The following is a 26,045-nucleotide window of genomic DNA, read 5'->3' as shown; positions in this document are numbered from 1 at the left end:
TACAGTCATGTAGACTGCCACCCACAAGATGCCCTCCTTCGAGCCCGCGATGCACAAAGAAACCGAACTCAAACTCCGCGCCAGCCGCGAGACCCTTGCCGCCCTGCGCGAGCACCCCCTGCTGAAGAAGCGCAACAAGTCCGGCTGGCAGACCCGCGAACTGCTCAACCAGTACTTCGACACCCCCGCCCGCGACCTGGCCGCCGCCCGTGTCGCCCTGCGCCTGCGGCGCGACGGCGAGGTCATCATCCAGACCCTCAAGTGCCGTGGCCAGAGCGTCGCCGGTTTATCCGAGCGCAACGAATACGAGTGGTACCTGGACAAGGTCAAGCTGGACCTGAAGAAGCTCGACGCCAGCTGCTGGCCCGAGCAATTGGCCGAGCTGGACAAGAAGGCCATCAAGCCATTGTTCACCACTGACTTCACCCGCGAGTACGCCGAGATTTCCTGGGGCCGCGGCAAGGCCAAGGTGGTCATCGAAGCGGCCCTGGACCAAGGCTTCGTGATCGCTGGCAAGCGCAAGGAGCCCATCTGCGAGCTGGAGCTTGAGCTGCGCGAAGGCGCGCCCAAAGCGCTGCTGGAACTGGCCGCCGAACTGGCCGCCAGCCTGCCGCTGATGCCGTGTGACATCAGCAAGGCCGAACGCGGCTACCGCTTGCTGGAGCCAGACAGCTACGAGTTGAGCCTGCCCAGTACCGAACTCGACGCCGAAACCCCATTGGACGACGCCTACACCGCCCTGGCCTGGCAACTGCTGGGCAGCAGCCAGCGCCTGGCCGAGCAGTATCGCCACAGTGGCCACTGGCGCCTGCTGCAGGACTGGGTCGAGTGCCTGGCCGAACTGCGCGCCCTCACCAGCAGCCTGGGCCAGGCCGCGCCACGCGCCACCACCCGTGACCTGCGCAGCCGCCTCGATGCCCTGCTGGAAGACTGGCGCCCGCTGGTGCAAGCCGGCAACGACGACGAAGACATCCGCCGCGCCGCCCCCGAGCAGTTCGCCGAAGAGCTGGAAGACACCCGCTGGGGCCAGTTCTCGCTGGAAACCTCGCGCTGGCTGCTGGCCCGCGCCTGGACCGTGGAACGCAAAGGCCGTGGCGAGCGCCAGGGCAAGGCGCAACTGGCCAGCTGGCTGGGGCACCTGCTGGGCGAGGAAGGCCGCGCGCTGAAGCTGGCGCTGTACGTGCAACGCCCGGAAGACCTGGCCGAACAGCTGCCGCGTATCGAGCAACTGCTCACCTGGCTGCACCACGCCCGCCAGGTGCTGGATGCGCCGCAGATGGACCGCCTGTACGGCGACCTGAAGAAGCTCCACGCCCTGGCCGAGCAGCCGATTTCCGACGAACTGCTGGAAGAGCGCATCGAACAGGCCCGCGCGGTAGACCAGAGCCGCGGCTGGAAGCACCTGCTCAAGGGCTGACCCCCCTGGGGCCACTCTGCGGCCCCAATACCCTCGTCAGCCCAGCGGCAAGCTGGTGGTGGACTTGATCTCGGACAACGCGACGATCGAGTTCACCTCCTGTATGCCCGGCACGTTCGACAGCTTTTCGAAGAAGAAGCGTTCGTACGCCTCGATATCTGACGTGACGATCCGCAGCAGGAAGTCCACCGACCCCATCAGCACGTAGCACTCCAGCACTTCTGGGAAGCCGCGAATCGCCTCGGTGAACTCGGTGAAGTTGGAACGCCCATGGGCGTTGAGCTTGACCTCGGCGAAGATCTGCGTGTTCAGCCCGACCTTCTTGCGGTCCAGCAGGGTCACCTGGCCGCGGATAACCCCCTCCTCCTTCAAGCGCTGGATACGCCGCCAACAGGGCGACTGCGAGAGGCCGACGCGCTCGGCGACCTGCGCGCTGGAAAGCGAGGCATCCTCCTGCAGCAACTCCAGGATGCGCCGATCATAGGCGTCCAATTCACCCAGCATGAATAATTTCCTATCTACTTAAATTAAGAATTGATCAATTCGAAAACATAGGGATTCTCTCGAATCATAGCGAAGAAATACCCCGATAGACCTGCAAGAATTTCTCCTGACATCACAGGAGGCCCCATGGACACTCTCACCTCGCACCGCCCCGACACCTGGGCCGCCAACACCCCTCACGCCAGCGTGTGCTATCGCCTGCAAGCCGAAGCCGAGCCCGATGCCCTGTGCCGCGTGCTCAACCTGTTCGCCCTGCAATTTCTCACTCCGCACAGCGTGCAGGTCAGCCAGCACGGCGACCTGCTGCACGTCGAAATCGGCATCGCTGCCCTGAGCTGGCACCGCGCGCAGGTGATCGCCCAGAAAATGCGTAACCTGGTGTGTGTCGCTGAAGTCCAGCTGGAGGCTGCACCCAGTCGCCTCGAGCTGGCGTTCGGCTGAGCCTCCCAGCCTTGCGAAAAACGCCGTAACCGCTTGCCTTGGATGCACTTCCCAGCGGCGTCTAGCCTTGCTTGGCACCTTCCCTACCGGCACGGACGCCGCCATGCTCACAGACGAATACCACGCGCTCGACCTACGCCGCGTACTCGACACCTTGCTCGCCGAACGGCGCCTGCATGCCGCTGACGCATTCGTGGCACTGGAGCGCGCACAACAGCAGCCCGGCGGCCACCCGCTGGAAACCCTCGCCAGCCTTGAGCTGCCGGATCGTAAACAGCCTGGTGCGCAACTCGACCTCGATACCCTGTGCCAGTGGCTGGCGGACAAGGCCGGCCAGCCGTACCTGCGCATCGAGCCTCTGCAAGTCGACCTGGTGCGAACCGGCGGGTTGATCTCCCCTGGGTTCGCCGAGCGCCATGGCATTCTCGCCGTCGCCTCGGACGACACCGGGGTTACCGTGGCCAGCGCCCAACCCTTCCAGCGTGACTGGGAAGCCGACCTCGCCCAGAGCCTGGCGCGCCCCGTGCTTCGCGTGTTGGCCAACCCCGTACTGATCCGCCAACTGACCGCAACCTGCCTGCGCCTGTCTCACTCGGTGCAGGGCGCCCATGCGCAGCAGCGGGCCAGCCTCGGCGACCTGGAACAATTGCTCGAACAGGGCGCACGCAGCCCCGCCAGCGACAGCCAGGATGAACACATCGCGCACATCGTCGACTGGTTGTTGCAGTACGCCATCGAGCAACGCGCCAGCGATGTCCACCTCGAACCCCGCCGCCAGCATGGCCAACTGCGCTATCGCATCGACGGCCTGCTGCATGATGTCTACGCATTTCCAGCCAGCGTCAGCCTGGCACTGGTCAGCCGCTTCAAGCACCTGGGGCGCATGGACGTCGCCGAAAAGCGCCGCCCGCAGGATGGCCGCCTGAAGAGCCGACTGGCCACCGGCAGCGAGGTGGAGTTGCGCTTGTCCACACTGCCAACGCCATTTGGCGAAAAGCTGGTGCTGCGCCTGTTCGACCCCGAGCAACGCAACGAGGGCTTCGACCGGCTAGGCCTGGATGGCGCGCTGCTCGCGCAATGGCAGGCGCTGCTGCAACGGCGCCAGGGCATTCTGCTGGTCACCGGCCCCACCGGCTCCGGCAAGACCAGCACGCTCTACGCCAGCCTCAAGCGCCTGGCCACGCCTGAGGTCAACCTTTGCACCATCGAAGACCCCATCGAACGCCTGGAGCCGGCCTTCAACCAGTTGCAGGTGCAGCCCAGCCTCGACCTGGGCTTTGCCAACGGCGTACGCGCACTGCTGCGACAGGACCCGGACATCATCATGATCGGTGAGATACGCGACCGCGAGACCGCGCAGGTCGCCGTACAAGCGGCGCTCACCGGTCATCTGGTGCTCTCCACCCTGCACACCAACGATGCCTGCGGCGCGATCACTCGTCTGCAAGAGCTGGGGGTTGCCGACTACCTGGTCAAGGCCACGTTGATCGGGGTAATGGCCCAACGCCTGGTACGCACCCTGTGCAGCCGTTGCCAGGGCTGCGCTCGCCTCGACCACAGCCCCTGCCGTGCCTGTCGAGGCACCGGCTATCACGGGCGCACCGGGTTGTTCGAGCTACTGGCGCCCAGCGAAAACCTGCTGGCCCAGGTCGGCCCCGGCATCGAGCTGGCGGTGCTGCGTCGCCAGGCAGTCGCGGAGGGTCTGCGCGACCTGCGCCAGTGCGGCGAAGAGAAAGTCGCCCGCGGGCTCACCAGCCAGGCAGAGGTATTGAGGGTCTGTGGATAACTGGAAAAGCCCTTGTGGATACGGAACTTGCGTCCTGCTGGAAGGATCGAAGCAAGCATCTCCAACCCTCACCAATCGAGGTGATCTACCATGCGTCTCAAAACCGCCATCGCAGCCGCCGCCCTGCTCTCGCTGCCTATCGGCTCTGCCATGGCCGATGGCTTCTGGCGCAACGTCATTTCCTCCGGTGCCACTACCGGCTCCACCTACCTGACCTTCAAGGACCACAAGATGATCGTCGCGGCGCAGGAAGACGCTGGTAGCTTCGTCGCCAGCGAGGGTGCGATTCGCGGGCCGTTCCTGGAGGCCGCGATGCGCCAGGTGCGCGCCGACAACCCGGGGGTCGAGGCCAGTGACATGGAGCTGGCCAACGCGATCCTGGCGAAAAACGCCGTAGCTGAATGAACCCTGGGGGCGCTCTGCCCCCCTTTCCGACCGGTCCGGCGCCCCGGCAAGGCCGCTCCCACAGATTCAGCGCCGCTTTCAAGGTCAGCGGAGAATCTGTGGGAGCGGCCTTGTGTCGCGAAAGGGCTGCGTAGCAGCCCCCGTAATGGTCAGCGATACGCCTCCACCGGCACACAGGCGCAGAACAGGTTCCGGTCCCCATACACATTGTCGACCCGGTTCACCGCTGGCCAGTACTTGTGCTGGCGCACGTGAGCACTGGGCGCGACCGCCTGTTCCAGGCTGTAGGGCCTGCTCCACGGCGACAGCACATCAGCCAAGGTATGTGGCGCATGCTTGAGCGGGTTATCCTCCGCCGGCCACAGCCCCTCCTGCACCTGGGCGATCTCCTCGCGAATCGCCAGCATGGCTTCGACAAAGCGGTCCAGCTCGGCCTTCGATTCGCTCTCGGTCGGCTCCACCATCAAGGTCCCCGGCACCGGGAATGACATGGTCGGGGCGTGGAAGCCGTAATCCATCAGGCGCTTGGCCACATCCTCCTCGGTAATGCCGGTCTGCGCCTTCAGCGGGCGCAGGTCGAGAATGCACTCGTGGGCTACGCGCTGGTTACGCCCCCGGTACAACACCGGGAAAGCCCCGCCCAGCTGGCTGGCCAGGTAGTTGGCGGAAAGAATCGCCACTTCGCTGGCATCGGCCAGCTGCGGCCCCATCATGGCGATGTACATCCAGCTGATCGGCAAGATACTGGCACTGCCCCAGGGCGCGGCGCTGACCGCGCTGTTGTTCGGGTCCAGCCCAGGCACCGGCACTACCGGGTGGCTGGCCACGAAGGGCACCAGGTGCGCCTTCACACCGATCGGCCCCATGCCGGGGCCACCACCGCCATGGGGAATGCAGAAGGTCTTGTGCAGGTTCATGTGCGAGACGTCCGCACCGATGTCGGCCGGGCGCGCCAGCCCGACCTGGGCATTGAGGTTGGCGCCGTCCATGTACACCTGGCCACCGTGCTGGTGCACCACCTCGCAGATTTCGCGGATGCCTTCCTCGTACACCCCGTGGGTCGATGGATAAGTGACCATCAGGCACGACAGCCGCTCGCCCGCCTCATGGGCCTTGGCCTTGAGGTCATCGAGGTCGACGTTGCCGGCATCGTCGCATTCGACGATCACCACCTCCATGCCGGCCATCTGCGCGGAAGCCGGGTTGGTGCCGTGGGCCGATGACGGGATCAGGCACAGCGTGCGCTGGGACTGGTGTCGGCTGCGGTGGTAGCGGGTAATGGCCATGAGCCCGGCATACTCGCCCTGGGCCCCGGAGTTGGGCTGCATGCAGATGGCATCGAAACCGGTGATGGCGCACAACCAGCTTTCCAGCTCGTCGATCATCGCCCGGTAGCCCTGCACCTGGGCTTCGGGGGCGAACGGGTGCAACAGGGCAAAGCCCGGCCAGGTGATGGGGATCATCTCGCTGGTGGCGTTGAGCTTCATGGTGCAGGAGCCGAGCGGGATCATCGACTGGTTCAGCGCCAGATCTTTGTTCTCTAGCTGCTTGAGGTAACGCAGCATCTCGGTTTCGCTGTGGTGCAGGTTGAACACCGGGTGCTCGAGGATCGGCGTGCTGCGCGAAAGCGCTGCGGGAATGCCTTCGACCAAGGGCTGCTGGTCGAGGGTGTCGATGTCCAGGCCGTGGTCGACGCCGAGGAAGATGTCGAACAGGCGCAGTACGGTTTGCGCCGTACAGGTTTCATCGAGGCTCACGCCCAGGTGGCCGCGCCCGAGAATACGCAGGTTGATGCGTGCGTCCTCGGCGCTTTCGATGACTGCCGCCTGGGTGCCTCCGACCTCGAGGGTGAGGGTGTCGAAGAAGTGCTGGTTGACGCGCTTGATGCCCTTGGCTTCGAGCCCCGTGGCCAACAGCCGGGTCAGCCGGTGCACGCGCTGGGCGATGCGCCGCAGGCCTTCAGGCCCATGGTAGACGGCATAGAAACCGGCGATGTTGGCCAGCAGCACCTGGGCGGTACAAATGTTGGAATTGGCCTTCTCGCGGCGGATGTGCTGCTCGCGGGTCTGCAAGGCCATGCGCAGGGCGGTGTTGCCACGGGCATCGCGGGACACACCGATGATGCGCCCCGGCATGGCCCGCTTGTACTCGTCGCGACAGGCGAAGTAGGCCGCGTGGGGGCCGCCATAGCCCATCGGCACGCCGAAACGTTGGGTAGAACCGAGCACCACATCGGCGCCCAGCTCACCGGGCGGGGTCATCACCACCAGGCTGAGGATATCCGCCGCCACGCAGGCCATCGCCTGCTGCCCGTGCAACTGCTCGATCAAGGGCCTCAGGTCGCGGACCTCGCCATGGGTATCCGGGTATTGCAGCAAGGCGCCGAACACCTGGTGCTTGCCCAGGTTGTCGAGCGAGCCGACCACCAGCTCGAAGCCAAAGCCCTCCGCGCGGGTTTGCAACACCGAGAGGGTCTGGGGGTGGCAATGCTCGTCGGCGAAGAAGGTATTGCTCTTGTTGCGGGCTACGCGCTTGGCCAAGGCCATGGCCTCGGCTGCCGCGCTGGCTTCATCCAGCAACGAGGCATTGGCCAGGGGCAGGCCGGTGAGGTCGATGACCATCTGCTGGTAGTTCAGCAACGCTTCCAGGCGCCCCTGGGCGATTTCCGGCTGATAGGGGGTGTAGGCGGTGTACCAGCCGGGGTTCTCCAGCACGTTGCGCAGGATCACGGTCGGAGTGAGGGTGGCGTGGTAGCCCATGCCGATGAGGCTGGTCCAGACCTGGTTCTGGTTGGCATAGTCGGCTAGCTTGGCCAGCGCAGCTTGCTCATCGAGGACGCAGGGTAAATCCAGCGCACGCCCCAGGCGGATGCCGGGCGGCACGGTCTGGTCGATCAGTTCGCCACGGCTGGCGAGGCCCAGGGCAGCGAGCATGGCCGCCTGCTCCGAGGCATCGGGCCCCAGGTGGCGACGAAGGAAAGGGTTGAGCTCTTGCAGTTGACTCAGGGATGGCGACTGGGACATGGCGATCGTTTCCTGGACCAGTTCTCAAGGAGACTTACAAGTCTAGGAAGGGATCGCGGATGTTGCAGGTAAATCCTTGCAGCCCTGCGGCGCGGCCCAATGAGCCGCGCCGCAGGGCCTGGGCATCACTCGCCGATGGCGGCCTTGTAGCCGGCAGCGTCCAGCAGCTTGTCCAGCTCGGACTTGTCGCTTGGCTTGAGCTTGAAGATCCACGATTCGTAGGGCTCTTCGTTCAGCAGTTCCGGGCTGTCTGCCAGCTCTTCGTTGACCGCGATCACCTCGCCACCCACTGGTGCGTAGATGTCGGAAGCGGCCTTGACCGACTCCACCACGCCTGCCGCATCGCCAGCGGCGAAGGTCTTGCCGACTTCGGCCAGCTCGACGAACACCACATCACCCAAGGCTTGCTGGGCATGGTCGCTGATGCCGACAGTCACCGTGCCGTCGGCCTCCAGGCGTGCCCACTCGTGGCTTTCAGCAAAACGCAGGTCGGCGGGGATATTGCTCATAGGTTGTATTCCTCGATTGGCTCAGCGGTCGGCCCGCCGGTAATTGTTCAGATAAGAATCTTGCCGTGGCGCACGAAGGTCGGCTTGACCACCCGCACCGGGTACCACTTGCCGCGAATCTCGACCTCGGCGCGGTCGCCGGTGGCCATGGGTACGCGCGCCAGGGCAATGGACTTGCTCAGCGTAGGCGAGAAACTACCACTGGTGATCTCTCCTTCGCCAATTCCGGCAACACGCACGGTCTGGTGGGCGCGCAATACGCCGCGCTCCTCCAGCACCAGGCCGACCAGTTTTTCCTTCACGCCCTGCTCGATTTCCGCGAGCAGCGCCTTGCGCCCGATGAAGTCGCGCCCGGCCGGCTCCCAGGCGATGCTCCAGCCCAGGTTGGAGGTCAATGGGGTATGGGTTTCGTCGATGTCCTGGCCGTACAGGTTCATGCCGGCCTCCAGGCGCAGCGTGTCACGCGCGCCAAGGCCGCTGGGCGCAATGCCGGCGCCGACCAGGTCGTTGAAGAAGGCCGGGGCCTGCTCACCCGGCAGGATGATTTCCAGGCCATCCTCACCGGTGTAGCCGGTGCGCGCGATGAACCAGTCACCCTCGGCGACGCCCTCGAACGGGCGCAGCTCACGAATCAGCGCCGCACGCGCGGCGCTCACCAGCTCGGACACCTTGTCGCGTGCACGCGGGCCCTGGATGGCGAGGATGGCCAGTTCGGGGCATTCGCTGAAGCGCACGTCGTGGCCGTGGCTGCTTTCAGCCAGCCAGGCCAGGACCTTGTCGCGGGTGGCGGCGTTGACCACCAGGCGGTAACCGGCCTCGGTGCGGTAGGCGATCAGGTCGTCGATGACCCCGCCCTGCTCGTTCAGCAGCGGGCTGTAGAGGGCCTTGCCGGGGGCATCGAGACGCGTCACGTCGTTGGCCAGCAAGTGCTGTAGCCAGGCGGTGGCGGCGCTGCCGTCGATATCGATGACGGTCATGTGGGAGACGTCGAAGACCCCGCAGTCGCTGCGCACCTGGTGGTGCTCCTCGACTTGCGAGCCGTAGTGCAGGGGCATGTCCCAACCGCCGAAATCGACCGTCTTGGCGCCAAGCGCCAGGTGCAGGTCATACAAGGGCGTACGCAGTCCCATGGGTTTCTCCTTTGGGGCGTGGCGAAGCGGCGATGGGGGTGACGTTTACCTGTCACCGTTTCTTGTAGGACTCGCCGCTGCGAATGCCGCGCATTGTAGCCGCATGGACGCGGGCTGGCACCCTCAGCGACGCACGCCTGGGCGTTGCGCCGAACGGCGGATCAGGCCGATGACGGGCAACAGGCCGACCAGCACCAGGGTCAGTGCCGGCAACGAGGCACGCGCCCACTCCCCTTCGCTGGTCATCTCGAACACCCGCACCGCCAGGGTGTCCCAGCCGAAGGGGCGCATCAGCAAGGTGGCCGGCATTTCCTTGAGCACATCGACGAACACCAGCAGCGCGGCGCTAAGAGCACCTGGCACCAGCAAGGGCAGATACACCCTGAAAAACAATCCTGCGCCGCCGACCCCCAGGCTGCGCGAAGCCTCCGGCAGCGACGGGCGAATACGCTCCAGGCTGCTTTCCAGCGGGCCGTAGGCCACGGCAATGAAGCGCACCAGATAGGCCAGCAGCAGCGCCGACAGGCTGCCCAGCAGCAGCGGCTTGCCCGCACCGCCCAGCCAGGTGGACAGCGGTATCACCAGCTGGTTATCGAGGAAGCTGAAGGCCAGCATGATCGACACCGCCAGTACCGAGCCCGGCAATGCATAGCCCAGGTTGGCCATGCCCACTCCAGCGCGAATCGCCGGGGTGGATGCCTGGCGCCGGGCGAAGGCCAGCAGCAGGGCTACGCACACGGTAACCAGCGCCGCCATGGCGCCCAGGTACAGGGTGTGCAGGATCAACCCGGCATAGCGCTCGTCGAGGTCATGCCGCCCGCGCTGCCAGAACCACGCCAGCAATTGCAGCATCGGGATGACGAAGGCGCAGGCGAATACCAGCCCGCACCAGCTACTGGCCAGCAGCGCCTTGAAACCACGCAGGTGGTACAGCGCCTGCCCGCGTGGGCGTTCGTTGCCGGTACGGCTGGCGTCCCGCGCGCGGCGCTCGCCGTACAGCACCAGCATCACCACCAGCAATAACAAGCTGGCCAGCTGCGCGGCGCTGGAAAGGCTGAAGAAGCCATACCAGGTCTTGTAGATGGCCGTGGTGAAGGTGTCGAAGTTGAACACCGAAACCGCGCCGAAATCTGCCAGGGTTTCCATCAGCGCCAGGGCAATGCCTGCACCGATGGCTGGCCGTGCCATCGGCAGCGCCACCCGCCAGAACGCCTGCAACGGCGACAGCCCAAGCACCCGGGCCGCCTCCATCAAGCCTTTGCCCTGGGCCAGGAAGGCGGTGCGCGCAAGCAGGTAGACATAGGGGTAGAACACCAGCACCAGCACTATGATGACGCCGCCGGTGGAGCGCACCCGAGGCAGGCGCATCGGCCCGAACACCTCGCGCAGCGCGCTTTGCACGGGGCCGGCAAAATCCAGCAGGCCGACGAAGACGAAGGCCAGCACATAGGCCGGGATGGCGAACGGCAGCATCAACGCCCAGTCCAGCCAGCGCCTGCCGGGGAACTCGCAGAGGCTGGTCAGCCAGGCCAGGCTCACACCCAGGACGGTAACGCCGATGCCGACGCCGAGGATCAGGGTCAGGGTGTTGCCCAGCAGGCGGCTCATCTGGGTATCGAGCAGGTGCGACCAGATCTGCGTGTCGATCGACTGCCACGACAGCAGCAGCACGCTCAGCGGCATCAGCACCAGGAGCGCGACGAAGGAAACCGGGAGGTACCAGCGGCGTTGGGGGGAATGGGGCAAAAGTGGAATCTCTGAAATTGCGACCGCGTTGCGGTCGTTCGCGACGGTTCGGCGCCCCGACAAGCTCGCTCCTACAGGTTCAGCGCTGATCCCTGTAGGAGCGGGCTTGCCCGCGAAAAGGACCTGGATGGCCCCAAAAGCATAAAGCCTTGCGCTTAGTTCCAGCCAGCCCGATCCATCAGGCGAATGGCTTCGGCCTGGCGCTTGCCGGCCACTTCCACCGCAATGCTGTCGGCCTTGAAGCTGCCCCAAGCGGCTACTTCAGCAGATGGCTTGACCTGCGGGTTGGCCGGGAACTCCTGGTTGATGTCAGCGAACAGGTTCTGCGCCTCGACGCTGGTCAGCCACTCCACCAGCTTCTTCGCCGCTTCCGGGTGCGGTGCATGCTTGGTCAGGCCGATACCCGAGAGGTTGACGTGCACACCACGGTCGGCCTGGTTGGGCCAGAACAGCTTGATCGGCAGGTTGGGCTTCTGCTGGTGCAGGCGGCCGTAGTAGTAGGTGTTGACCAGGCCAACGTCGCACTGGCCGGCCTCGATCGCACTCATCACGGCGGTGTCATCGGAGAACGGGTCGGTGGACAGGTTGTTGACCCAGCCCTTGACGATCTGCTCGGCCTTGGCCTCGCCGTGGCTCTCGATCAGGGTGGCGGTGAGCGACTGGTTGTAGACCTTCTTCGAGCTGCGCAGGCACAGGCGGCCTTCCCACTGCTTGTCGGCCAGTGCCTCGTAGGTGCTCAGCTCTGCAGGCTTGACCCGCTCGGTGGAGTAGACGATGGTCCGCGCGCGCAGGCTCAGGCCGGTCCACTCATGGGACGAGGCGCGGTATTGGGCGGGGATGTTCTTGTCGATGATGTCCGACTTGAGCGGTTGCAGGATGCCCATCTGCTCGGCCTGCCAGAGGTTGCCGGCATCCACGGTCAGCAGCAGGTCGGCCACGCCGTTCTGGCCCTCGGCCTTGATGCGCTGCATCAACGGGGCTTCCTTGTCGGTGATGAACTTGATCTTCACGCCGGTCTTGGCGGTGTAGGCATCGAATACCGGCTTGATCAGTTCGTCGATACGCGAGGAGTACACCACCACTTCGTCCGCTGCGTTGGCGGCGCCTGCGAACAGGGAAAGGGCCAGGGCGGCCAGTAGGGGTTTGCGTGGCAACATGGAAGTGCTCCTCGGTAGTTGAGGCGCAAATGATAGTGAATCCCATTTTGCGCCTCATCCACACAGCCGTTACCGAATGTTGCAAGGGGCTGCTGCGCAGCCCCAATATCCTCAAGCTTTAGCCAACTCAGGCAAGTCCCCACTCAACCCCAGTGCCTGGCGCACGAACACTGCCTTGGCCTCAGGCATACCTTCGACCAACTTCAGACCGGTGTTGCGCAACCAGCGCAGCGGCAGCGGGTTGGCCTGGAACAGCCGCTCGAAGCCCTCCATGGCGGCCATCAATGCCAGGTTGTGCGGCATGCGCCGACGCTCGTAGCGGCTGAGCACCTTTACATCCGCCAGGCGCTCGCCACGTTCGCAGGCATGCACAAGCTCCTCGGCCAGCACGGCAGCATCAAGGAAACCCAGGTTGACGCCCTGCCCCGCCAACGGGTGAATGGTGTGCGCCGCATCGCCGATCAGCACCAGCCCTTCCTGCACGTAGCGCTTGGCATGGCGCTGGCGCAGCGGCACGCACAGCCGAGGGTCTGCATGCTGCACCTGGCCCAGACGCCCTTCGAAAGCGCGCTCCAGGGCCTGGCAGAAGGCGCTGTCATCCAGCGCCATGAGCTGCTCGGCGTGCTCGGGGGTGGTCGACCAGACGATCGAGCACCAGTCCTGGCCGCCATCGCGGGCCAGCGGCAGGAAGGCCAGCGGGCCATCGTCGGTGAAGCGCTGCCAGGCGGTGGCCCGGTGCGCCTCGCTGCAGCGCACGCTGGTGACGATGGCGTGGTGCAGGTAGTCCCACTCACGGGTTTCGCAACCGGCCAGGCGCCGTACCGCCGAGTTGGCGCCATCGGCCGCAACCACCAGCGGGGTACGCAAGCTGCGACCGTCGGACAGGGTCAGTAGCCAGTCATCGCCGGAGCGGCGCAGCTGTTCAAGGCGAGCATTGGCCAGCAGGCCAACGTCGCTGTCGAGCAGGCGTTCGAGCAGGCCATCCTGCACCACGCGGTTCTCGACGATATGGCCGAGCACCTGGGCATGCACGCTGGCCGCCGAGAAGTGGATCTGCCCGGTGCCGCTGCCGTCCCACACCTGCATGTCGGAGTAAGGCGAAGCGCGGCGCCCGGCAATGCCTTCCCAGGCGCCCAGGCGCTCGAGAATGCGCTGGCTGGCAGCCGACAGCGCGCTGACCCGCGGCTCGAATGCCGAGGCCGGGTCGAACGGTTTGACCGACAGCGGGCCGCCGTCCAGCAGAATCACTTCCAGGCCGCTGTGGCGCAGGGCCAGGGCCAGTGCGCTGCCGACCATACCGGCACCGACTATCAATAGATCCGCGCGCATTTCCATGCCTTACGCCTGCCTCGCTTGCGGCTTGAGCCGCACATATAGGGTTTTATCGACCCGCGCCACCAGCTCGCCGGCACCGTCGCGAATATCGACCTGCAGACGGGGCAGGTACTTCTTGCCGTTGGCGGTCTGCTGGCGAATTTCCTCCAGCAGGCCGTCTTCGATGTGAAACTCCGCGAACACTGCACCCTTGCCAGGGGCAATGAAGTCGATGCTGGCGGCCTTGTCCCAGACGATGTAGTCGCGCCCCAATTGCTCGATGAGCAACAACATGTAGAACGGGTCGACCATCGAATAGAGGCTGCCGCCGAACTGGGTGCCGACGTAGTTGCGGTTCAGGCGGGTGAGCTTCATGCGCACCCTGGCACTGCGCATGTCCGGGCTGATGTTCAGTACCCGAATGCCAGCGCCGAGGTAGGGCGGGTAGAGGTTCAGAATCCAGCGCAGCAGGCGGGCGCGGCGGGCGAGCTTGCGGGTAGCGCTCATGTGCGGCCCCGCAGGTCGGGGCGGGTGCCCAGGCCCATGGCCTGGCGGGCGAACCAGCTTTTTGCCGGGGGCAGCAGGTCCAGCCCCAGCAGGCCGATGTTGCGCCCGGCGGTAATCAGCGGCTGGTTGCTGCCGAACAGGCGCGTGACCTGGTCGGAGAAGCCGATGGTCATGGCCTGGTCGAGGCGCTGACGCTGCTGGTAGGCCTGTAGCGTGGCCAGGTCGCCAGGGTGCTGCGGCCCACCGAGCAGGGCCTCGGACAGCGACTGCACGTCGCGCAGCGACAGGTTGAAGCCCTGGCCGGCAATCGGGTGCAGGCTGTGGGCGGCGTTGCCGAGCACCACCAGGTGCGGGCGTACCTGCTCCTCGGCTTCCACCAGCGACAGCGGATACAAGTGCCGCGCGCCCACCTGGCGCAGCGCGCCCAGGCGATAGCCGAAAGCCTCTTGCAGCTCGTTCAGGAAGGCACGCTCATCGAGCTCGGCCAGGCGCTTGGCGTCCATGCCCTGGCGCGTCCACACCAGCGCACAGCGGTTTTCCGGTAGCGGCAGCACGGCCATCGGGCCCTGCTCGGTGAAACGCTCGAAGGCCTGCCCGCAATGGGCCTCGCCTGGGGTGATGTTGGCGATCAGCGCGCTCTGGTCGTAAGGCGTGCGGCGCACGTGGATACCCAGTTGCTCGCGCAGGCCAGAGCGCCCGCCATCGGCCAGCACCGCCAGGTCGCACTCGACCAGGGTGTCGTCGTCGAGTTGCAGGCGGTAGCCGCCCTCGATCGCCTGCAGGGCCTTGACCTCGGCGGGGCAGCGCCAGCTCACCACCTCGCTGTCCAGCCCCTGCCACAAACACTGGCCAAGCCAGGCATTCTCCAGCACGTAGCCCAGCGCCGGCACGCCTTCCTCGAGGGCGTCCAGGCGGGTGGCACCGAAACGCCCGCGGTCGGAAACGAGAATTTGCCGGATCGGTTCGGCGCGGCGGCTGATGGCCTGCCACAGGCCCAGGTGCTCGTAGATTTGCCGGGTGCCGAACGACAGCGCCGAGGAACGTGCGTCGTAGCTGGGCTGGAAGCTGTCGCCGGGGGCGAACGGCTCGATCAACAGGATCTTCCAGCCACGCGCCTTGGCGCCGGCTTGTAGCGCCAGGGCCAAACTGGCACCGACCAGCCCGCCGCCGATGATCGCCAGGTTGACCCGGCTCATGCCACGGCCCTGCGCGCGTCTTGCATCAATGCCTCGATCTCGGCGACCGTCTTCGGCACGCCCGATGTCAGAATTTCACAGCCTGTGCGGGTCACCACCACGTCGTCCTCGATCCTCACGCCGATGCCACGCCATTTCTTCGCGACGTCTTGGTTATCGGCGGCAATGTAGATACCCGGTTCGACAGTCAGCGCCATGCCCGGCTCGAGCACTCGCCACTGGCCGCCGACCTTGTATTCGCCCACGTCATGCACATCCATGCCCAGCCAATGCCCGGCGCGGTGCATGTAGAACGCGCGGTGCGCCTCGCTGTCGATCAGCGCCTGCACCTCGCCCTTGAGCAGCCCCAGTTCGACCAGGCCCTCGGTAATGACCCGCACCGTCGCCTCGTGGGCGTGGTTCCAGTGCTTGCCCGGCGCGATTTCGGCGAACGCGGCCTCCTGGGCCTTGAGCACCAGTTCGTAGATCGCCTTCTGCTCTGGCGAGAAACGCCCACTGACCGGGAAGGTGCGGGTGATGTCGCTGGCGTAGCAGTCGATCTCGCAACCGGCGTCGATCAGCACCAGGTCGCCGTCCTTGAGCGGTGCGTCGTTCTGCTGGTAGTGCAGGATGCAGCCATTGCGCCCAGCGGCGACGATCGAGCCATAGGCCGGCATCTTTGCCCCGCCCTTGCGGAACTCGTAGTCCAGCTCGGCTTCCAGGCTGAACTCGTGCAGCCCGGCCCGGCAGGCCTGCATCGCCCGCACATGGGCACGCGCGGAAATTTGCGCCGCAGTGCGCATCACCTTCACTTCCGCCGCCGATTTATACAGGCGCATGTCGTGCAGCAGGTGATCCAGGGCAACGAATTCGTTCGGCGGCTGGGCGCCGAGGCGCGCCTTGGAGCGGATCACGTTGATCCACTCCATCAGGTGGCGGTCGAACTCGGGGTGGCTGCCCATGGCGGTGTAGACCCGGTCGCGGCCTTCGATCAGGCCCGGCAGGATCTCGTCGAGGTCGGTGATGGGGAAGGCATCGTCGGCGCCGAAGTCGCGTATCGCGCCCTCCTGGCCGGCGCGCAGGCCATCCCATTGCTCGCGCTCGGGGTTGCGTTCGCGGCAGAACAACACGTACTCGCCGTGCTCGCGGCCGGGAATCAGGGCGATCACTGCCTCGGGCTCGGGGAAGCCGCTGAGGTACTGGAAGTCGCTGTCCTGGCGGTACACGTGCTCGACATCGCGGTTGCGAATGGCAACGGCGGCAGCCGGCAGGATGGCGATGCTGTTGGGGACCATCTGCGCCATCAGCGCCTTGCGCCGACGGGCGTACTCCGCCTTGGGTATGTGGCTCATGGGCAAACGACCCCCGGGACGATCAATGCAGCGATGGCTTGGATGCGGGCGCTTCGGGCGTGGCCAGCTCGGTGAACAGCAACAGCGGCGCGACGCGCAGGTACTCCATCACTTCCATGTAGTCGCTCTCGCCGTCCTCGGACTCTTCCAGCGCTTCCTGTACCTGCGAGATGGCCACCAGGTCCTGGAGCACTTCCTTGGCATCGGTGGACAAATCCTTGCCACCGGCGTTCAGGCCGAAGCCAGTGATGAAGCCTTGGCACCACTGGCCCAGGGCCGCAGCGCGGTCGGCCAGCGCGGCGTCATCGGTTGGCAGCAGCAGGACGATAGCGACGTCTTCCCCCGTGAGTTCGGCCTTGACCATCTCCTGGAGGCCGACCAGCGCGTTACGCACGTTGTCGCCAGGTTCGGTTTCGAGCAACTGGGCGGCGTCGGCCAGCCAGGCCTCGGCATCGAAGCCGGCGCCGGCGCAACTGCGACCGATCAGCAGGCCGTGCAGCTCGGCGGGAGTGACAGGGTGGCCATTGCTGGAAAGCAGCATGGCAAAGGCGATGTATGGCGATTGGGTATTGGGCATGGGCTGCTAGGCGCCAGGCGGCGCATATGACTAGAATGAAGGCCTTGTATCCTAGCACCGGCAGGCGCGCCAAGACCATCTGCACTGGCCGTCCCGCCCCCGGGACAGGCATGATCGCCAGACGATCGACACGACGGAGCGAAGCGAGCGCACCCCATGCAAGAGAACGCGCAAGAAAACGACCTGCAAGCGCTGATGAGCCGATTCGAGCTGCTGATCGAGCGCGTCGAGCAACTAAAACGGCAAAATGCACTCCTACTAACGCAGGAAAAATCCTGGCGCGAGGAGCGCGCCCACCTCATCGAAAAGAACGAGATCGCACGACGCAAGATCGAATCGATGATTTTGCGCCTCAAGGCCTTGGAGCAAGACTCATGAGTTCAAGCAACAGCGTCACCGTCCAGATCCTCGACAAGGAATATTCCATCATCTGTCCGCCCGAGGAGCGCAACAACCTGGTCAGCGCAGCACGCTACCTGGACGGCAAGATGCGTGAGATCCGCAGCAGCGGCAAGGTGATCGGCGCCGACCGCATCGCGGTCATGGCCGCGCTGAACATCACCCACGAGCTGCTGCATCGCCAGGAGCGCCCGGAAGTGGCCAGCGGCGGCACCACCCGCGAGCAGGTGCGCGACCTGCTCGAGCGCGTCGACCAGGCATTGGGCGACGAGGCGGATACCAAAATCGGCTGAGCTTGATATACTGGCGCCACTCCCTGGGGGATGCGCCAGTCGGTTATGTCCCTGAGCCGATACGCACAACCACGGGGGTTGCACGCTGGGGCAGGTGTGCATGTCCGCCCGACGGAAAGCCTTAACGCCCCCTGCAATCTCCACCTTGAACTTTCGGGTTCAAGGGCTACACCGATAGCGGTTTCATCGGGGAGCCTGAATTCAAATGCCCGCCCTTCCAGGCGGGCTTTTCGTTTCGGCCAGCACTGTTGGCCAACGCCTCGGAAGCGCCTGCGCCATGACCGACACCGCGCCGCTCAGCCGCCCTCAACTGCGCCGCCTGCTGCGCAACGCCCGCCGCGCCCTGACGCCCGCCCAGCAACGCCATGCCGCGCTTGGCCTGTACCGCCAATTGGCCCAGCACCCCATGTTCCGCCGCGCCCGGCACATCGCGCTGTACCTGCCCAACGATGGCGAGATCGACCCACGCCTGTTGCTGCGTGCCGCGCAAAAGCGCGGCAAGCGCACCTACCTGCCGGTGCTCAATGCCTGGCCGCGTACACGCATGGTGTTCCAGCGCTTCGAACAGGGCGAAACCCTGCGCCGTAATCGCTTCGGTATTCCGGAGCCGCTGACCTCGCGCAAACGGCAGCGGCCCATCTGGGCGCTGGACCTGATCCTGCTACCGCTGGTCGGTTTCGATGAAGTGGGGGGAAGGCTGGGAATGGGAGGTGGCTTCTATGACCGCAGCCTGGCCTACCAAGCGCGCCGCAAAACCTGGAAGAAGCCACTGCTGCTGGGGCTGGCCCATGAATGCCAGAAAGTCGAACGACTGGCGCAGGCCAGCTGGGATGTGCCGTTACGTGGGACGGTATCGGACCGGGGCTGGTACCTGGCGCCACATTGAGCCGCGCGAGAAGGCGGGCTCAGCGTTGCGCTTGGGTGTGCTCGATCGGGGTCTGGTAGGCAGCATCCATCTTACGCTCCCAGAAACCCTGCGCATAACCGGTAGTGACGACGCCCAGGCCGAACAGAAAGGCCAATACCCAGAGCAAATCCGGTTTGCGTTTTTTCATGGTTGCCCCCCTAAGGCAAACTGAGCCGCTCGACAGCCTTCTTGGTGCTACCGGAGCGTGGTGCTTGAAATCGGCGCATTCTCCGACAACCTGCGTCGCCAAGCAAACGTTGACGCCAACCGACTGTCGGTTTAATGCAATAGGATATTTCTAATTTTTTCCGGAGCAATACCCATGGCCTACTGGCTGATGAAATCCGAGCCCGACGAGTTGTCCATCGAAGCCCTGGGCCGCCTCGGCCAAGCTCGCTGGGACGGGGTACGCAACTACCAGGCGCGCAACTTCATGCGTGCGATGAGCGTGGGTGATGCGTTCTTCTTCTACCACTCCAGCTGTCCGCAACCCGGCATTGCCGGGGTCGCGAAGATCGTCGCCGCCGCCTACCCCGACCCCACCGCCCTCGACCCGCAAAGCCACTACTTCGACGCCAAGGCCAGTGCCGAGAAGAACCCCTGGAGCGCAGTGGACGTAGCCCATGAGCAAACCTTCAAGCAGGTACTTGGGCTCGGGCTGCTCAAGCAGCAGACGGCGCTGGAGGAGCTGGCGCTGGTACAAAAGGGTAGCCGACTGTCGGTGATGCCGGTAACGGCAGAGCAGTGGGAGGCGATCATCGCGCTCGCGCACTGAAAGCAAAAAGACAAAGGGCGCCTTTCGGCGCCCTGATCACAGACAGGTTGGCTTGTCATTGCCATCTAACCTGCCCGGCTCTGTGATGGCTGGAATTCCAGGATCCGCAGAGTCTCGCAAGCCCCTTTCGGGAACCTTCGCAGTATTACCCAGATGCACCCTGCTCGCAACCTGGGCAACCACCGCAGCATACAGGAAAGCCCAACGCACTGCTGACAGCCTGCCGAACCGCAGCGAAGTGCTCTGGCAGCATCGAAAACACCTGGTACTCCCGCCTACCGCCGTGACGAGACCTCACCTTGCATCTGTCCAACCTGGCGATGCTCACGGTGTACAACATGTCGCACTTGGCCCAACAGGCAACCTGTGCCCCAGGCAGATAACTGGGAAGCGCTACATGATGACGCGCCAGACATTCTGGCTCGGTCGTGCTAAGTGGTACCACTGTGACAAGTTGACGATTATGGCTGTGCTTGCGTAACACGATGACCGGACGGACCTTGACCATTTCAGGGATAGTGAACCCCGAAAAGTCACAGATCAGCACAGACGCTTCTTTTGGCTGATATTTCAACGGCATGCCGGGCTCTCAAACGTCAGGACCAGGCTGGGAATGTACCCTGTCCAACCTCGCTGAAAGCTCGAACTACACTTGCCAAATACAAAAACAGAAGCGTCCTACCGCTTAGTTAGCGTCTCAGCTCACTGCACGATCAGGTTGTTGAACAGCAAGTCCTCGACGATCGGCTTGCCCTCTTCGGTCTCCATCACCTGCTGCACCTGCTTCAACGCCTCCTTGCGCAGCGCCTCCTTGGCCTCGACGTTGTTCATGTTGTCCACGCCCTGCTGGGTGAACAGCGCCACCAACTGGTTGCGGATCAGCGGCTCGTGGTGCTTGATCGCCGCTGCGGCGGCATCACCGGTAACACGAAACGCGATGTCGGCCTTGTACACGCGCAGCCGCGGGCCGCCGTCGAGGGCATAGTTGCCGACCAGGGGCGGGCTGAGGTTGATGTAGGCCACCTTCGGTTCGCCTTCCTTGGGCGCTTCGGCCGCTGCCATGGCCGTTACCGGCAGCATCAGGGCCAGCATCATCAAAATCCACGCTTTCACGAGTTCGCTCCTCAATACAGTTGGCGCCAGCTTACCCAGCACTTCGTTCAAACCCAAGCCCAGGCTTATGCCGGCTCATCAGGGGCGGCCATGCTCGTTGACCGAGACCCTCGCCTTCCTACACTTATCGGCCATCACTCGCAAAGGAATAGCCCCGATGAAAGCCTTGTTGTGCAAAACCTTGGGTCCGGCGCAGAACCTTGTGCTGGAAGAGGTGCCCGGCCCGACCCCGAAGAAGAACGAAGTGCTGCTCGACGTGCACGCCGCCGGGGTCAATTTCCCCGACACCCTGATTATCGAAGGCAAGTACCAGTTCCAGCCACCACTGCCCTTCTCGCCCGGCGGCGAGGCCGCCGGCACGGTCGTGGCCGTGGGTGAGAAGGCCGGGGCCTTCAAGGTCGGCGACCGGGTGATGGCCCTGACCGGCTGGGGTGCATTCGCCGAACAGGTGGCCGTGCCCTTCTACAACGTCCTGCCCGTGCCGCAAAGCATGGACCTGACCACCGCCGCCGCCTTCGGCATGACCTACGGCACCTCCATGCACGCCCTCACCCAGCGCGGCCAGCTCAAGGCCGGCGAGACGCTACTGGTGCTCGGCGCCTCAGGTGGCGTGGGCCTGGCAGCGGTGGAGATCGGCAAGGCCCTTGGTGCGCGGGTGATCGCAGCCGCCAGCAGCGCGGAAAAACTGGCCGTGGCCAAGGCTGCGGGCGCAGATGAGCTGATCGACTACAGCCAGGGCAGCCTGAAGGACGAGCTCAAGCGCCTGACCGGCGGCCAAGGCGTAGACGTGATCTACGACCCGGTGGGGGGCGAGCTGTTCGACCAGGCGGTGCGCAGCCTGGCCTGGAATGGCCGGTTGCTGGTGGTGGGCTTTGCCAGCGGGACGATCCCGCAATTGTCGGTGAACCTGGCGCTGCTCAAGGGCGCGGCGATACTGGGCGTGTTCTGGGGCACCTTCGCCCAGCGCCAGCCGGAGGATAACGCTGCGAACTTCCGCCAACTGTTCGCCTGGCATGCCGAGGGCAAGCTCAAGCCACTGGTGTCGCAGACCTATCCGCTGGCAGAGGCAGGGGCGGCGATCGAGCGGCTGGGGCAGCGTCAGGCGGTGGGTAAGTTGGTGGTGCTAGCCAGGTAAGGCTTTGGCTTTGCGGTTTTCGCGCCGCAAAGCCCTAGACCTCGCGCAGGTTATGGCAACGCCGAAACCGTGCTTCCAAATTACGATCCGGCATCTGGTGGCTGCGCAGGGCGTTCAAGGTCTGCTCCACATAATCCCGCGTGGTGCCGTAGCGCCCTTTTGCGCTGGCAAGAATCTGGCTCAGCAGCGTGTCCGGCAAGTTGCCGGCATAGCACGGCAGATGCCGCTCCAGCACGAAGCCCAAGGCCTGCACCTTGCTGCCATCGTCCAGGCGGCAGCTTAGCCAGTGCGGCCGGTATGCTGGGTAAGGCATCTCTCGCTGCCACAGCGCCATGAGCGAATCCTCGAGGCTGCTCTCGTCCAGGCGATAGGCGAAACCACTGCAAGAACCGCCGCGGTCAAGCCCGAACACCAGTCCAGGCGTCTCGGGGGTGCCGCGATGCTCGTGGGACCACAGGTAAAGGCCACGATGGTAACCATGCACCCGCGCACGCTGGCGCTCCACCGAATTGCATTCCGGACGCCAGATCAACGACCCATAGGCGAACAACCACACCGGGCCACCTTTGTGTTGGGCCATGGTGAGCTGCATCGAATTGAACAATTGTTCGCGAGTAGAAGGCCGTCCGAAATCGACAATCGGAGGATAGGCGCACTGCCAAGCGCTACTTTCACTTGCCAACATGATAAGCCGCCACTGTTCCACATAAACTTTTCGAAAGACGTTGCCATGTACCCGACAGCCTACAGCCGCCAGGACACGCCTACCGTAAGACAGATGCCAGGAAGACCTCAACCCCCAAGGGCAGGGTTTCGAGCATATTCACGACGATCGGAAAGTCATATTTCGAGTATAGCGATAGTTATTATCGGCGCAGGCGCCAATACTGGCCTTATAATCGAAAACTGCAACTTAGGTTATTAAAAAGAACGGCCCGCCTTTGCAGCGTGCCGTTTCTCATTCAGCCGCGTGGCGCGTAGGCAAATACATCCGCACGCATGCGGTGGGCGTCCATCCCGGCCTCGACCAGCGCATCGAGGGTGCCGTAGACCATGTTCGGCGAGCCACTGGCGTAGACGTGTACGCTGTTGAGGTCGCCAATGTCTTCGCACACCGCCTCGTGCAACAGGCCGCAGCGCCCTTTCCAGTCGCCCAGGTCACTGACCACCTTGTGCAGGAACAGGTTGGGCAGGCGCTCCCACTCGGGCCAGTGCTCGATGTGGTAGAACTCCTCGGGCCGCCGCACACCCCAGTACAGGTGCACCGGGTGCTTGAAGCCCTGCGCGCGGCAGTGCTCGACCAGGCTGTGCATCTGCCCCATGCCCGTGCCTGCGGCAATCAGCACCAACGGACCATCGGGCAACTCTGCCAGGTGCGCATCACCGAACGGCAACTCGATGCGCGCCATGCCGTTACGCTGCAACTGGGTAATCAAGGCCTGGGCACTGCTCTCCCGGGCCAACACATGCAGCTCCAGGTCGCGCCCGCCATGCGGCGCTGAGGCCAGCGAAAAGGCGGCCTTGTCGGCCCCTTCACGCTCGATCAGCAGGTACTGCCCAGCGTGGTAGCGCGGCTGCTTGCCGGCGGGCGTGCGTAGGCGCACACGCCAGACGTCGCCCCCCACCTCGATGCATTCACTGACCGTACACGCCAGCTTGCGCACCGGCAGTTCACCCAAGGCCAGCACGCCATCCCAAAGCAGCACGCAGTCTTCCAGCGGCTCGGCGATGCAGGTGAACAGTTCGCCGTGGTCACGCACCTGGCCGTCCTGGCGCACGCGCCCTTCCACCAGCAACGCGGCGCAGACGTGGCAATTGCCATTGCGGCAGCTGTTTGGGCAGTCGTAGCCCAGGCGTTGCGCGGCATCCAGAATCTTCTCGCCCGGTTCGACCGCCAGTACCGCACCGGAAGGCTGCAAGGTCACCTGCATCAATCTATTCCCAACTGGTCCCACAACTCATCGATACGGCGGGTAACGGCATCGTCCTTGACGATGGCGCGGCCCCATTCGCGTGTAGTCTCGCCAGGCCACTTGTGGGTCGCGTCCAAGCCCATCTTCGAGCCCAGGCCCGAAATGGGGGACGCGAAGTCCAGGTAGTCGATTGGCGTGTTTTCGATCATCACTGTGTCGCGTTTGGGGTCCATGCGGGTGGTAATGGCCCAGATCACGTCGTTCCAGTCGCGCGCGTTGATGTCGTCGTCGGTGACGATAACGAACTTGGTGTACATGAACTGTCTCAGGAACGACCACACACCCAGCATCACGCGCTTGGCATGGCCTGGGTACTGCTTCTTCATGGTCACCACCGCCATGCGGTAGGAGCACCCTTCCGGTGGCAGGTAGAAGTCGACGATCTCGGGGAACTGCTTCTGCAGGATCGGTACGAACACTTCGTTCAGCGCCACGCCCAGAATCGCCGGCTCATCCGGCGGACGCCCGGTATAGGTGCTGTGGTAGATCGGGTTGCGCCGGTGGGTGATGCGCTCGATGGTGAACACCGGGAAGCTGTCCACCTCGTTGTAGTAGCCGGTGTGGTCGCCATACGGGCCTTCCGGAGCCATCTCGCCGGGGTGGATCACGCCTTCGAGGATGATCTCGGCAGTGGCCGGCACCTGCAAGTCGCTGCCGCGGCACTTCACAAGCTCGGTGCGGTTACCGCGCAGCAGGCCGGCGAAGGCGTATTCGGACAGGGTATCCGGCACTGGGGTAACGGCGCCGAGGATGGTCGCCGGGTCCGCGCCGAGGGCCACGGCCACCGGGAATGGCTGACCAGGGTGCTTCTCGCACCACTCGCGGTAGTCCAGCGCGCCGCCGCGGTGGCTGAGCCAACGCATGATGACCTTGTTGCGGCCGATCACCTGCTGGCGATAGATGCCCAGGTTCTGGCGCTCTTTGTTCGGGCCGCGGGTGACCGTCAGCCCCCAGGTAATCAGGGGCGCCACATCGCCCGGCCAGCAATGCTGGATCGGCAGCGCGCCAAGGTCGACGTCGTCACCCTCGACCACCACTTCGTGACACACCGCATCCTTGACCACCTTCGGCGCCATCGACACGACCTTCTTGAAGATCGGCAGCTTCGACCAGGCATCCTTCAGGCCCTTGGGCGGCTCGGGCTCCTTGAGGAAGGCCAGCAGCTTGCCGATTTCGCGCAGCTCATCGACCGACTCGGCCCCCATGCCCATGGCCACCCGCTCCGGGGTGCCGAACAGGTTGCCCAGCACCGGGATGTCGAAGCCGGTGGGCTTTTCGAACAACAGCGCCGGGCCTTTCGCGCGCAGGGTTCGGTCGCAGACTTCGGTCATTTCCAGGACGGGGGAAATCGGAACCTGGATGCGCTTGAGCTCGCCGCGCTGTTCCAGGCCACGGATAAAGTCGCGCAAATCGCGATACTGCATGCAAAAGCCTCGTGTTGGCCGTATCGGTCGGGGTGCAAAGTGTAGCGCCGTTCAGGCCGCAATGGCCAAAGTGCAGACAGCAAAAAGCCGGGTTCCCCCGGCTTTTTGCGTGACACGACGATCTTACTTGCGCTTCATCGACAGGAAGAACTCGTCGTTGGTCTTGGTCTGCTTGAGCTTGTCGACCAGGAACTCGATGGCGGCGACTTCATCCATCGGATGCAGCAGCTTGCGCAGGATCCACATGCGCTGCAGTTCGTCGTCGGCAGTCAGCAGCTCTTCTCGGCGAGTACCGGACTTGTTGATGTTGATGGCCGGGAACACACGCTTCTCGGCGATGCGGCGGTCCAGCGGCAGTTCCATGTTGCCGGTACCCTTGAACTCTTCGTAGATCACCTCGTCCATCTTCGAGCCGGTTTCGACCAGCGCGGTGGCGATGATGGTCAGCGAGCCGCCTTCCTCGATGTTACGGGCGGCGCCGAAGAAGCGCTTGGGTTTTTCCAGGGCGTGGGCGTCGACACCACCGGTGAGTACCTTGCCGGAGCTCGGGATCACAGTGTTGTAGGCACGCGCCAGACGGGTGATGGAATCGAGCAGGATGACCACGTCCTTCTTGTGCTCGACCAGGCGCTTGGCCTTCTCGATCACCATCTCGGCCACTTGCACGTGGCGGGTTGGCGGCTCGTCGAAGGTCGAGGCAACCACTTCGCCGCGCACGGTGCGCTGCATTTCGGTCACTTCTTCCGGGCGCTCGTCGATCAGCAGGACGATCAGGTGGCACTCAGGGTTGTTGCGGGTGATGTTCGCCGCGATGTTCTGCAGCATGATCGTCTTACCGGCTTTCGGCGGCGCGACGATCAGGCCACGCTGGCCCTTGCCGATGGGAGCGCACAGGTCGATGACACGGCCGGTGAGGTCTTCGGTGGAACCGTTACCGGCTTCCATCTTCAGGCGATCGTTGGGGAACAGCGGGGTCAAGTTCT

27 protein-coding genes and 1 other RNA gene are annotated in these 26,045 nt (G+C 64.5%); 10 read left to right on the top strand and 18 right to left on the bottom strand.

Annotated elements, in window-relative coordinates:
- Positions 1-49: 49 nt before the first annotated feature.
- A complete protein-coding gene (locus ACQKPE_RS14885; protein ID WP_427666963.1) occupies positions 50-1,417 on the top strand; it encodes a CYTH domain-containing protein in 1,368 nt (455 codons plus the stop codon).
- 36 nt (positions 1,418-1,453) lie between these two features.
- On the opposite strand, the gene ACQKPE_RS14880 is transcribed toward ACQKPE_RS14885, so the two are convergent.
- Entirely contained in the window at positions 1,454-1,921 is a 468-nt protein-coding gene (locus ACQKPE_RS14880) for an Lrp/AsnC family transcriptional regulator (protein WP_427666961.1), read from the bottom strand.
- Positions 1,922-2,047: 126 nt separating this feature from the next.
- Between ACQKPE_RS14880 and ACQKPE_RS14875 the strand changes: the two genes are divergently transcribed.
- From ACQKPE_RS14875 to ACQKPE_RS14865, 3 genes are all read left to right on the top strand, one after another.
- Positions 2,048-2,362, top strand: coding sequence for a hypothetical protein (locus ACQKPE_RS14875; protein WP_427666959.1), 315 nt, complete (start codon positions 2,048-2,050; stop codon positions 2,360-2,362).
- Between the two features lie 103 nt (positions 2,363-2,465).
- Positions 2,466-4,148 (top strand): GspE/PulE family protein, encoded by a 1,683-nt coding sequence (locus ACQKPE_RS14870; RefSeq protein WP_427666957.1) that lies wholly within the window; start codon positions 2,466-2,468, stop codon positions 4,146-4,148.
- Positions 4,149-4,238: 90 nt separating this feature from the next.
- Entirely contained in the window at positions 4,239-4,553 is a 315-nt protein-coding gene (locus tag ACQKPE_RS14865) for a DUF2388 domain-containing protein (RefSeq protein WP_375100021.1), read from the top strand.
- 149 nt (positions 4,554-4,702) lie between these two features.
- On the opposite strand, the gene gcvP is transcribed toward ACQKPE_RS14865, so the two are convergent.
- From gcvP to ACQKPE_RS14815, 10 genes are all read right to left on the bottom strand, one after another.
- Complete coding sequence (gcvP, locus tag ACQKPE_RS14860; RefSeq protein ID WP_427666954.1) at positions 4,703-7,576, bottom strand: aminomethyl-transferring glycine dehydrogenase; 2,874 nt, start codon at positions 7,574-7,576, stop codon at positions 4,703-4,705.
- Between the two features lie 125 nt (positions 7,577-7,701).
- Entirely contained in the window at positions 7,702-8,085 is a 384-nt protein-coding gene (gene gcvH, locus ACQKPE_RS14855) for a glycine cleavage system protein GcvH (RefSeq protein WP_427666952.1), read from the bottom strand.
- A 47-nt stretch (positions 8,086-8,132) separates the two neighbouring features.
- Positions 8,133-9,215, bottom strand: coding sequence for a glycine cleavage system aminomethyltransferase GcvT (gene gcvT, locus ACQKPE_RS14850; RefSeq protein WP_427666950.1), 1,083 nt, complete (start codon positions 9,213-9,215; stop codon positions 8,133-8,135).
- Between the two features lie 123 nt (positions 9,216-9,338).
- Complete coding sequence (locus ACQKPE_RS14845) at positions 9,339-10,898, bottom strand: ABC transporter permease (RefSeq protein ID WP_427666987.1); 1,560 nt, start codon at positions 10,896-10,898, stop codon at positions 9,339-9,341.
- Positions 10,899-11,116: 218 nt separating this feature from the next.
- Positions 11,117-12,118, bottom strand: coding sequence for an extracellular solute-binding protein (locus ACQKPE_RS14840; protein WP_427666949.1), 1,002 nt, complete (start codon positions 12,116-12,118; stop codon positions 11,117-11,119).
- Positions 12,119-12,229: 111 nt separating this feature from the next.
- Positions 12,230-13,447 (bottom strand): 2-octaprenyl-3-methyl-6-methoxy-1,4-benzoquinol hydroxylase, encoded by a 1,218-nt coding sequence (locus ACQKPE_RS14835; protein ID WP_427666985.1) that lies wholly within the window; start codon positions 13,445-13,447, stop codon positions 12,230-12,232.
- A gap of 9 nt (positions 13,448-13,456) precedes the next feature.
- Entirely contained in the window at positions 13,457-13,939 is a 483-nt protein-coding gene (locus tag ACQKPE_RS14830) for a DUF4442 domain-containing protein (RefSeq protein ID WP_427666948.1), read from the bottom strand.
- Entirely contained in the window at positions 13,936-15,135 is a 1,200-nt protein-coding gene (gene ubiH, locus ACQKPE_RS14825) for a 2-octaprenyl-6-methoxyphenyl hydroxylase (RefSeq protein WP_427666946.1), read from the bottom strand. Before ubiH ends, ACQKPE_RS14830 begins: the two co-directional genes overlap by 4 nt.
- Positions 15,132-16,466, bottom strand: coding sequence for a Xaa-Pro aminopeptidase (gene pepP / locus ACQKPE_RS14820; RefSeq protein WP_427666944.1), 1,335 nt, complete (start codon positions 16,464-16,466; stop codon positions 15,132-15,134). Before pepP ends, ubiH begins: the two co-directional genes overlap by 4 nt.
- Before the next feature lie 22 nt (positions 16,467-16,488).
- Positions 16,489-17,043, bottom strand: a complete 555-nt coding sequence (locus ACQKPE_RS14815; protein ID WP_427666942.1) for a YecA family protein — start codon at positions 17,041-17,043, stop codon at positions 16,489-16,491.
- A gap of 156 nt (positions 17,044-17,199) precedes the next feature.
- Between ACQKPE_RS14815 and ACQKPE_RS14810 the strand changes: the two genes are divergently transcribed.
- The 4 genes from ACQKPE_RS14810 (at position 17,200) to ACQKPE_RS14795 (ending at position 18,621) form a co-directional block, all read left to right on the top strand.
- Positions 17,200-17,421 (top strand): TIGR02449 family protein, encoded by a 222-nt coding sequence (locus tag ACQKPE_RS14810; protein WP_375100007.1) that lies wholly within the window; start codon positions 17,200-17,202, stop codon positions 17,419-17,421.
- On the top strand, positions 17,418-17,735 hold the full coding sequence (locus ACQKPE_RS14805; RefSeq protein ID WP_427666940.1) for a cell division protein ZapA: 318 nt from the start codon (positions 17,418-17,420) through the stop codon (positions 17,733-17,735). The genes ACQKPE_RS14810 and ACQKPE_RS14805 overlap by 4 nt, the downstream gene beginning before the upstream one ends.
- A gap of 17 nt (positions 17,736-17,752) precedes the next feature.
- Positions 17,753-17,932, top strand: a non-coding RNA gene (ssrS, locus tag ACQKPE_RS14800) — 6S RNA.
- Between the two features lie 80 nt (positions 17,933-18,012).
- The gene (locus ACQKPE_RS14795; RefSeq protein ID WP_427666938.1) at positions 18,013-18,621 is read left to right on the top strand and encodes a 5-formyltetrahydrofolate cyclo-ligase; all 609 of its coding nucleotides are present in this window, start codon (positions 18,013-18,015) and stop codon (positions 18,619-18,621) included.
- Positions 18,622-18,640: 19 nt separating this feature from the next.
- Here the strand turns inward: ACQKPE_RS14795 and ACQKPE_RS14790 are convergent, their stop codons facing one another.
- Positions 18,641-18,790, bottom strand: coding sequence for a hypothetical protein (locus ACQKPE_RS14790; protein ID WP_375100002.1), 150 nt, complete (start codon positions 18,788-18,790; stop codon positions 18,641-18,643).
- Positions 18,791-18,964: 174 nt separating this feature from the next.
- Between ACQKPE_RS14790 and ACQKPE_RS14785 the strand changes: the two genes are divergently transcribed.
- Positions 18,965-19,417, top strand: a complete 453-nt coding sequence (locus ACQKPE_RS14785) for an EVE domain-containing protein (RefSeq protein ID WP_427666937.1) — start codon at positions 18,965-18,967, stop codon at positions 19,415-19,417.
- Positions 19,418-19,562: 145 nt separating this feature from the next.
- Here the strand turns inward: ACQKPE_RS14785 and ACQKPE_RS14780 are convergent, their stop codons facing one another.
- Positions 19,563-19,997: a type II toxin-antitoxin system PemK/MazF family toxin gene (locus tag ACQKPE_RS14780; RefSeq protein WP_427666935.1), complete on the bottom strand. Its 435-nt coding sequence runs from the start codon at positions 19,995-19,997 to the stop codon at positions 19,563-19,565.
- Positions 19,998-20,119: 122 nt separating this feature from the next.
- On the bottom strand, positions 20,120-20,530 hold the full coding sequence (locus tag ACQKPE_RS14775; protein WP_427666933.1) for a flagellar basal body-associated protein FliL: 411 nt from the start codon (positions 20,528-20,530) through the stop codon (positions 20,120-20,122).
- 157 nt (positions 20,531-20,687) lie between these two features.
- Between ACQKPE_RS14775 and ACQKPE_RS14770 the strand changes: the two genes are divergently transcribed.
- A complete protein-coding gene (locus ACQKPE_RS14770; protein ID WP_427666931.1) occupies positions 20,688-21,665 on the top strand; it encodes an NADPH:quinone oxidoreductase family protein in 978 nt (325 codons plus the stop codon).
- A gap of 34 nt (positions 21,666-21,699) precedes the next feature.
- On the opposite strand, the gene ACQKPE_RS14765 is transcribed toward ACQKPE_RS14770, so the two are convergent.
- The 4 genes from ACQKPE_RS14765 to rho all read right to left on the bottom strand — a co-directional run.
- Positions 21,700-22,350 (bottom strand): gamma-glutamylcyclotransferase, encoded by a 651-nt coding sequence (locus tag ACQKPE_RS14765; protein WP_427666929.1) that lies wholly within the window; start codon positions 22,348-22,350, stop codon positions 21,700-21,702.
- 277 nt (positions 22,351-22,627) lie between these two features.
- Complete coding sequence (locus tag ACQKPE_RS14760; RefSeq protein ID WP_427666927.1) at positions 22,628-23,596, bottom strand: CDP-6-deoxy-delta-3,4-glucoseen reductase; 969 nt, start codon at positions 23,594-23,596, stop codon at positions 22,628-22,630.
- The gene (gene ubiD / locus ACQKPE_RS14755; protein ID WP_427666925.1) at positions 23,596-25,062 is read right to left on the bottom strand and encodes a 4-hydroxy-3-polyprenylbenzoate decarboxylase; all 1,467 of its coding nucleotides are present in this window, start codon (positions 25,060-25,062) and stop codon (positions 23,596-23,598) included. The genes ACQKPE_RS14760 and ubiD overlap by 1 nt, the downstream gene beginning before the upstream one ends.
- 123 nt (positions 25,063-25,185) lie before the next feature.
- Positions 25,186-26,045 (bottom strand): transcription termination factor Rho (rho, locus tag ACQKPE_RS14750; protein WP_427666924.1); only part of this gene is annotated, 860 nt, incomplete at its 5' end.

Origin of the sequence: Pseudomonas sp. NPDC089554, assembly GCF_050280645.1 — a bacterium.
Taxonomy (GTDB): domain Bacteria; phylum Pseudomonadota; class Gammaproteobacteria; order Pseudomonadales; family Pseudomonadaceae; genus Aquipseudomonas.
This window is presented reverse-complemented; position numbering and strand designations above follow the sequence as displayed.

What these genes read in the sequence shown, in the direction of transcription:
- pepP (WP_427666944.1), bottom strand. Translation starts at nt 16,466, where the DNA reads ATGAGCCACATACCCAAGGCGGAGTACGCCCGTCGGCGCAAGGCGCTG.
- ACQKPE_RS14840 (WP_427666949.1), bottom strand. Translation starts at nt 12,118, where the DNA reads ATGTTGCCACGCAAACCCCTACTGGCCGCCCTGGCCCTTTCCCTGTTC.
- ACQKPE_RS14845 (WP_427666987.1), bottom strand. Translation starts at nt 10,898, where the DNA reads ATGCCGCTGAGCGTGCTGCTGCTGTCGTGGCAGTCGATCGACACGCAG.
- ACQKPE_RS14835 (WP_427666985.1), bottom strand. Translation starts at nt 13,447, where the DNA reads ATGCGCGCGGATCTATTGATAGTCGGTGCCGGTATGGTCGGCAGCGCA.
- ACQKPE_RS14880 (WP_427666961.1), bottom strand. Translation starts at nt 1,921, where the DNA reads ATGCTGGGTGAATTGGACGCCTATGATCGGCGCATCCTGGAGTTGCTG.
- ACQKPE_RS14885 (WP_427666963.1), top strand. Translation starts at nt 50, where the DNA reads ATGCACAAAGAAACCGAACTCAAACTCCGCGCCAGCCGCGAGACCCTT.
- ACQKPE_RS14810 (WP_375100007.1), top strand. Translation starts at nt 17,200, where the DNA reads ATGCAAGAGAACGCGCAAGAAAACGACCTGCAAGCGCTGATGAGCCGA.
- gcvP (WP_427666954.1), bottom strand. Translation starts at nt 7,576, where the DNA reads ATGTCCCAGTCGCCATCCCTGAGTCAACTGCAAGAGCTCAACCCTTTC.
- ACQKPE_RS14760 (WP_427666927.1), bottom strand. Translation starts at nt 23,596, where the DNA reads ATGCAGGTGACCTTGCAGCCTTCCGGTGCGGTACTGGCGGTCGAACCG.
- ubiH (WP_427666946.1), bottom strand. Translation starts at nt 15,135, where the DNA reads ATGAGCCGGGTCAACCTGGCGATCATCGGCGGCGGGCTGGTCGGTGCC.
- gcvH (WP_427666952.1), bottom strand. Translation starts at nt 8,085, where the DNA reads ATGAGCAATATCCCCGCCGACCTGCGTTTTGCTGAAAGCCACGAGTGG.
- gcvT (WP_427666950.1), bottom strand. Translation starts at nt 9,215, where the DNA reads ATGGGACTGCGTACGCCCTTGTATGACCTGCACCTGGCGCTTGGCGCC.
- ACQKPE_RS14875 (WP_427666959.1), top strand. Translation starts at nt 2,048, where the DNA reads ATGGACACTCTCACCTCGCACCGCCCCGACACCTGGGCCGCCAACACC.
- ACQKPE_RS14805 (WP_427666940.1), top strand. Translation starts at nt 17,418, where the DNA reads ATGAGTTCAAGCAACAGCGTCACCGTCCAGATCCTCGACAAGGAATAT.
- ubiD (WP_427666925.1), bottom strand. Translation starts at nt 25,062, where the DNA reads ATGCAGTATCGCGATTTGCGCGACTTTATCCGTGGCCTGGAACAGCGC.
- ACQKPE_RS14830 (WP_427666948.1), bottom strand. Translation starts at nt 13,939, where the DNA reads ATGAGCGCTACCCGCAAGCTCGCCCGCCGCGCCCGCCTGCTGCGCTGG.
- ACQKPE_RS14815 (WP_427666942.1), bottom strand. Translation starts at nt 17,043, where the DNA reads ATGCCCAATACCCAATCGCCATACATCGCCTTTGCCATGCTGCTTTCC.
- ACQKPE_RS14795 (WP_427666938.1), top strand. Translation starts at nt 18,013, where the DNA reads ATGACCGACACCGCGCCGCTCAGCCGCCCTCAACTGCGCCGCCTGCTG.
- ACQKPE_RS14785 (WP_427666937.1), top strand. Translation starts at nt 18,965, where the DNA reads ATGGCCTACTGGCTGATGAAATCCGAGCCCGACGAGTTGTCCATCGAA.
- ACQKPE_RS14865 (WP_375100021.1), top strand. Translation starts at nt 4,239, where the DNA reads ATGCGTCTCAAAACCGCCATCGCAGCCGCCGCCCTGCTCTCGCTGCCT.
- ACQKPE_RS14765 (WP_427666929.1), bottom strand. Translation starts at nt 22,350, where the DNA reads ATGTTGGCAAGTGAAAGTAGCGCTTGGCAGTGCGCCTATCCTCCGATT.
- ACQKPE_RS14780 (WP_427666935.1), bottom strand. Translation starts at nt 19,997, where the DNA reads ATGCCGTTGAAATATCAGCCAAAAGAAGCGTCTGTGCTGATCTGTGAC.
- ACQKPE_RS14790 (WP_375100002.1), bottom strand. Translation starts at nt 18,790, where the DNA reads ATGAAAAAACGCAAACCGGATTTGCTCTGGGTATTGGCCTTTCTGTTC.
- ACQKPE_RS14770 (WP_427666931.1), top strand. Translation starts at nt 20,688, where the DNA reads ATGAAAGCCTTGTTGTGCAAAACCTTGGGTCCGGCGCAGAACCTTGTG.
- ACQKPE_RS14870 (WP_427666957.1), top strand. Translation starts at nt 2,466, where the DNA reads ATGCTCACAGACGAATACCACGCGCTCGACCTACGCCGCGTACTCGAC.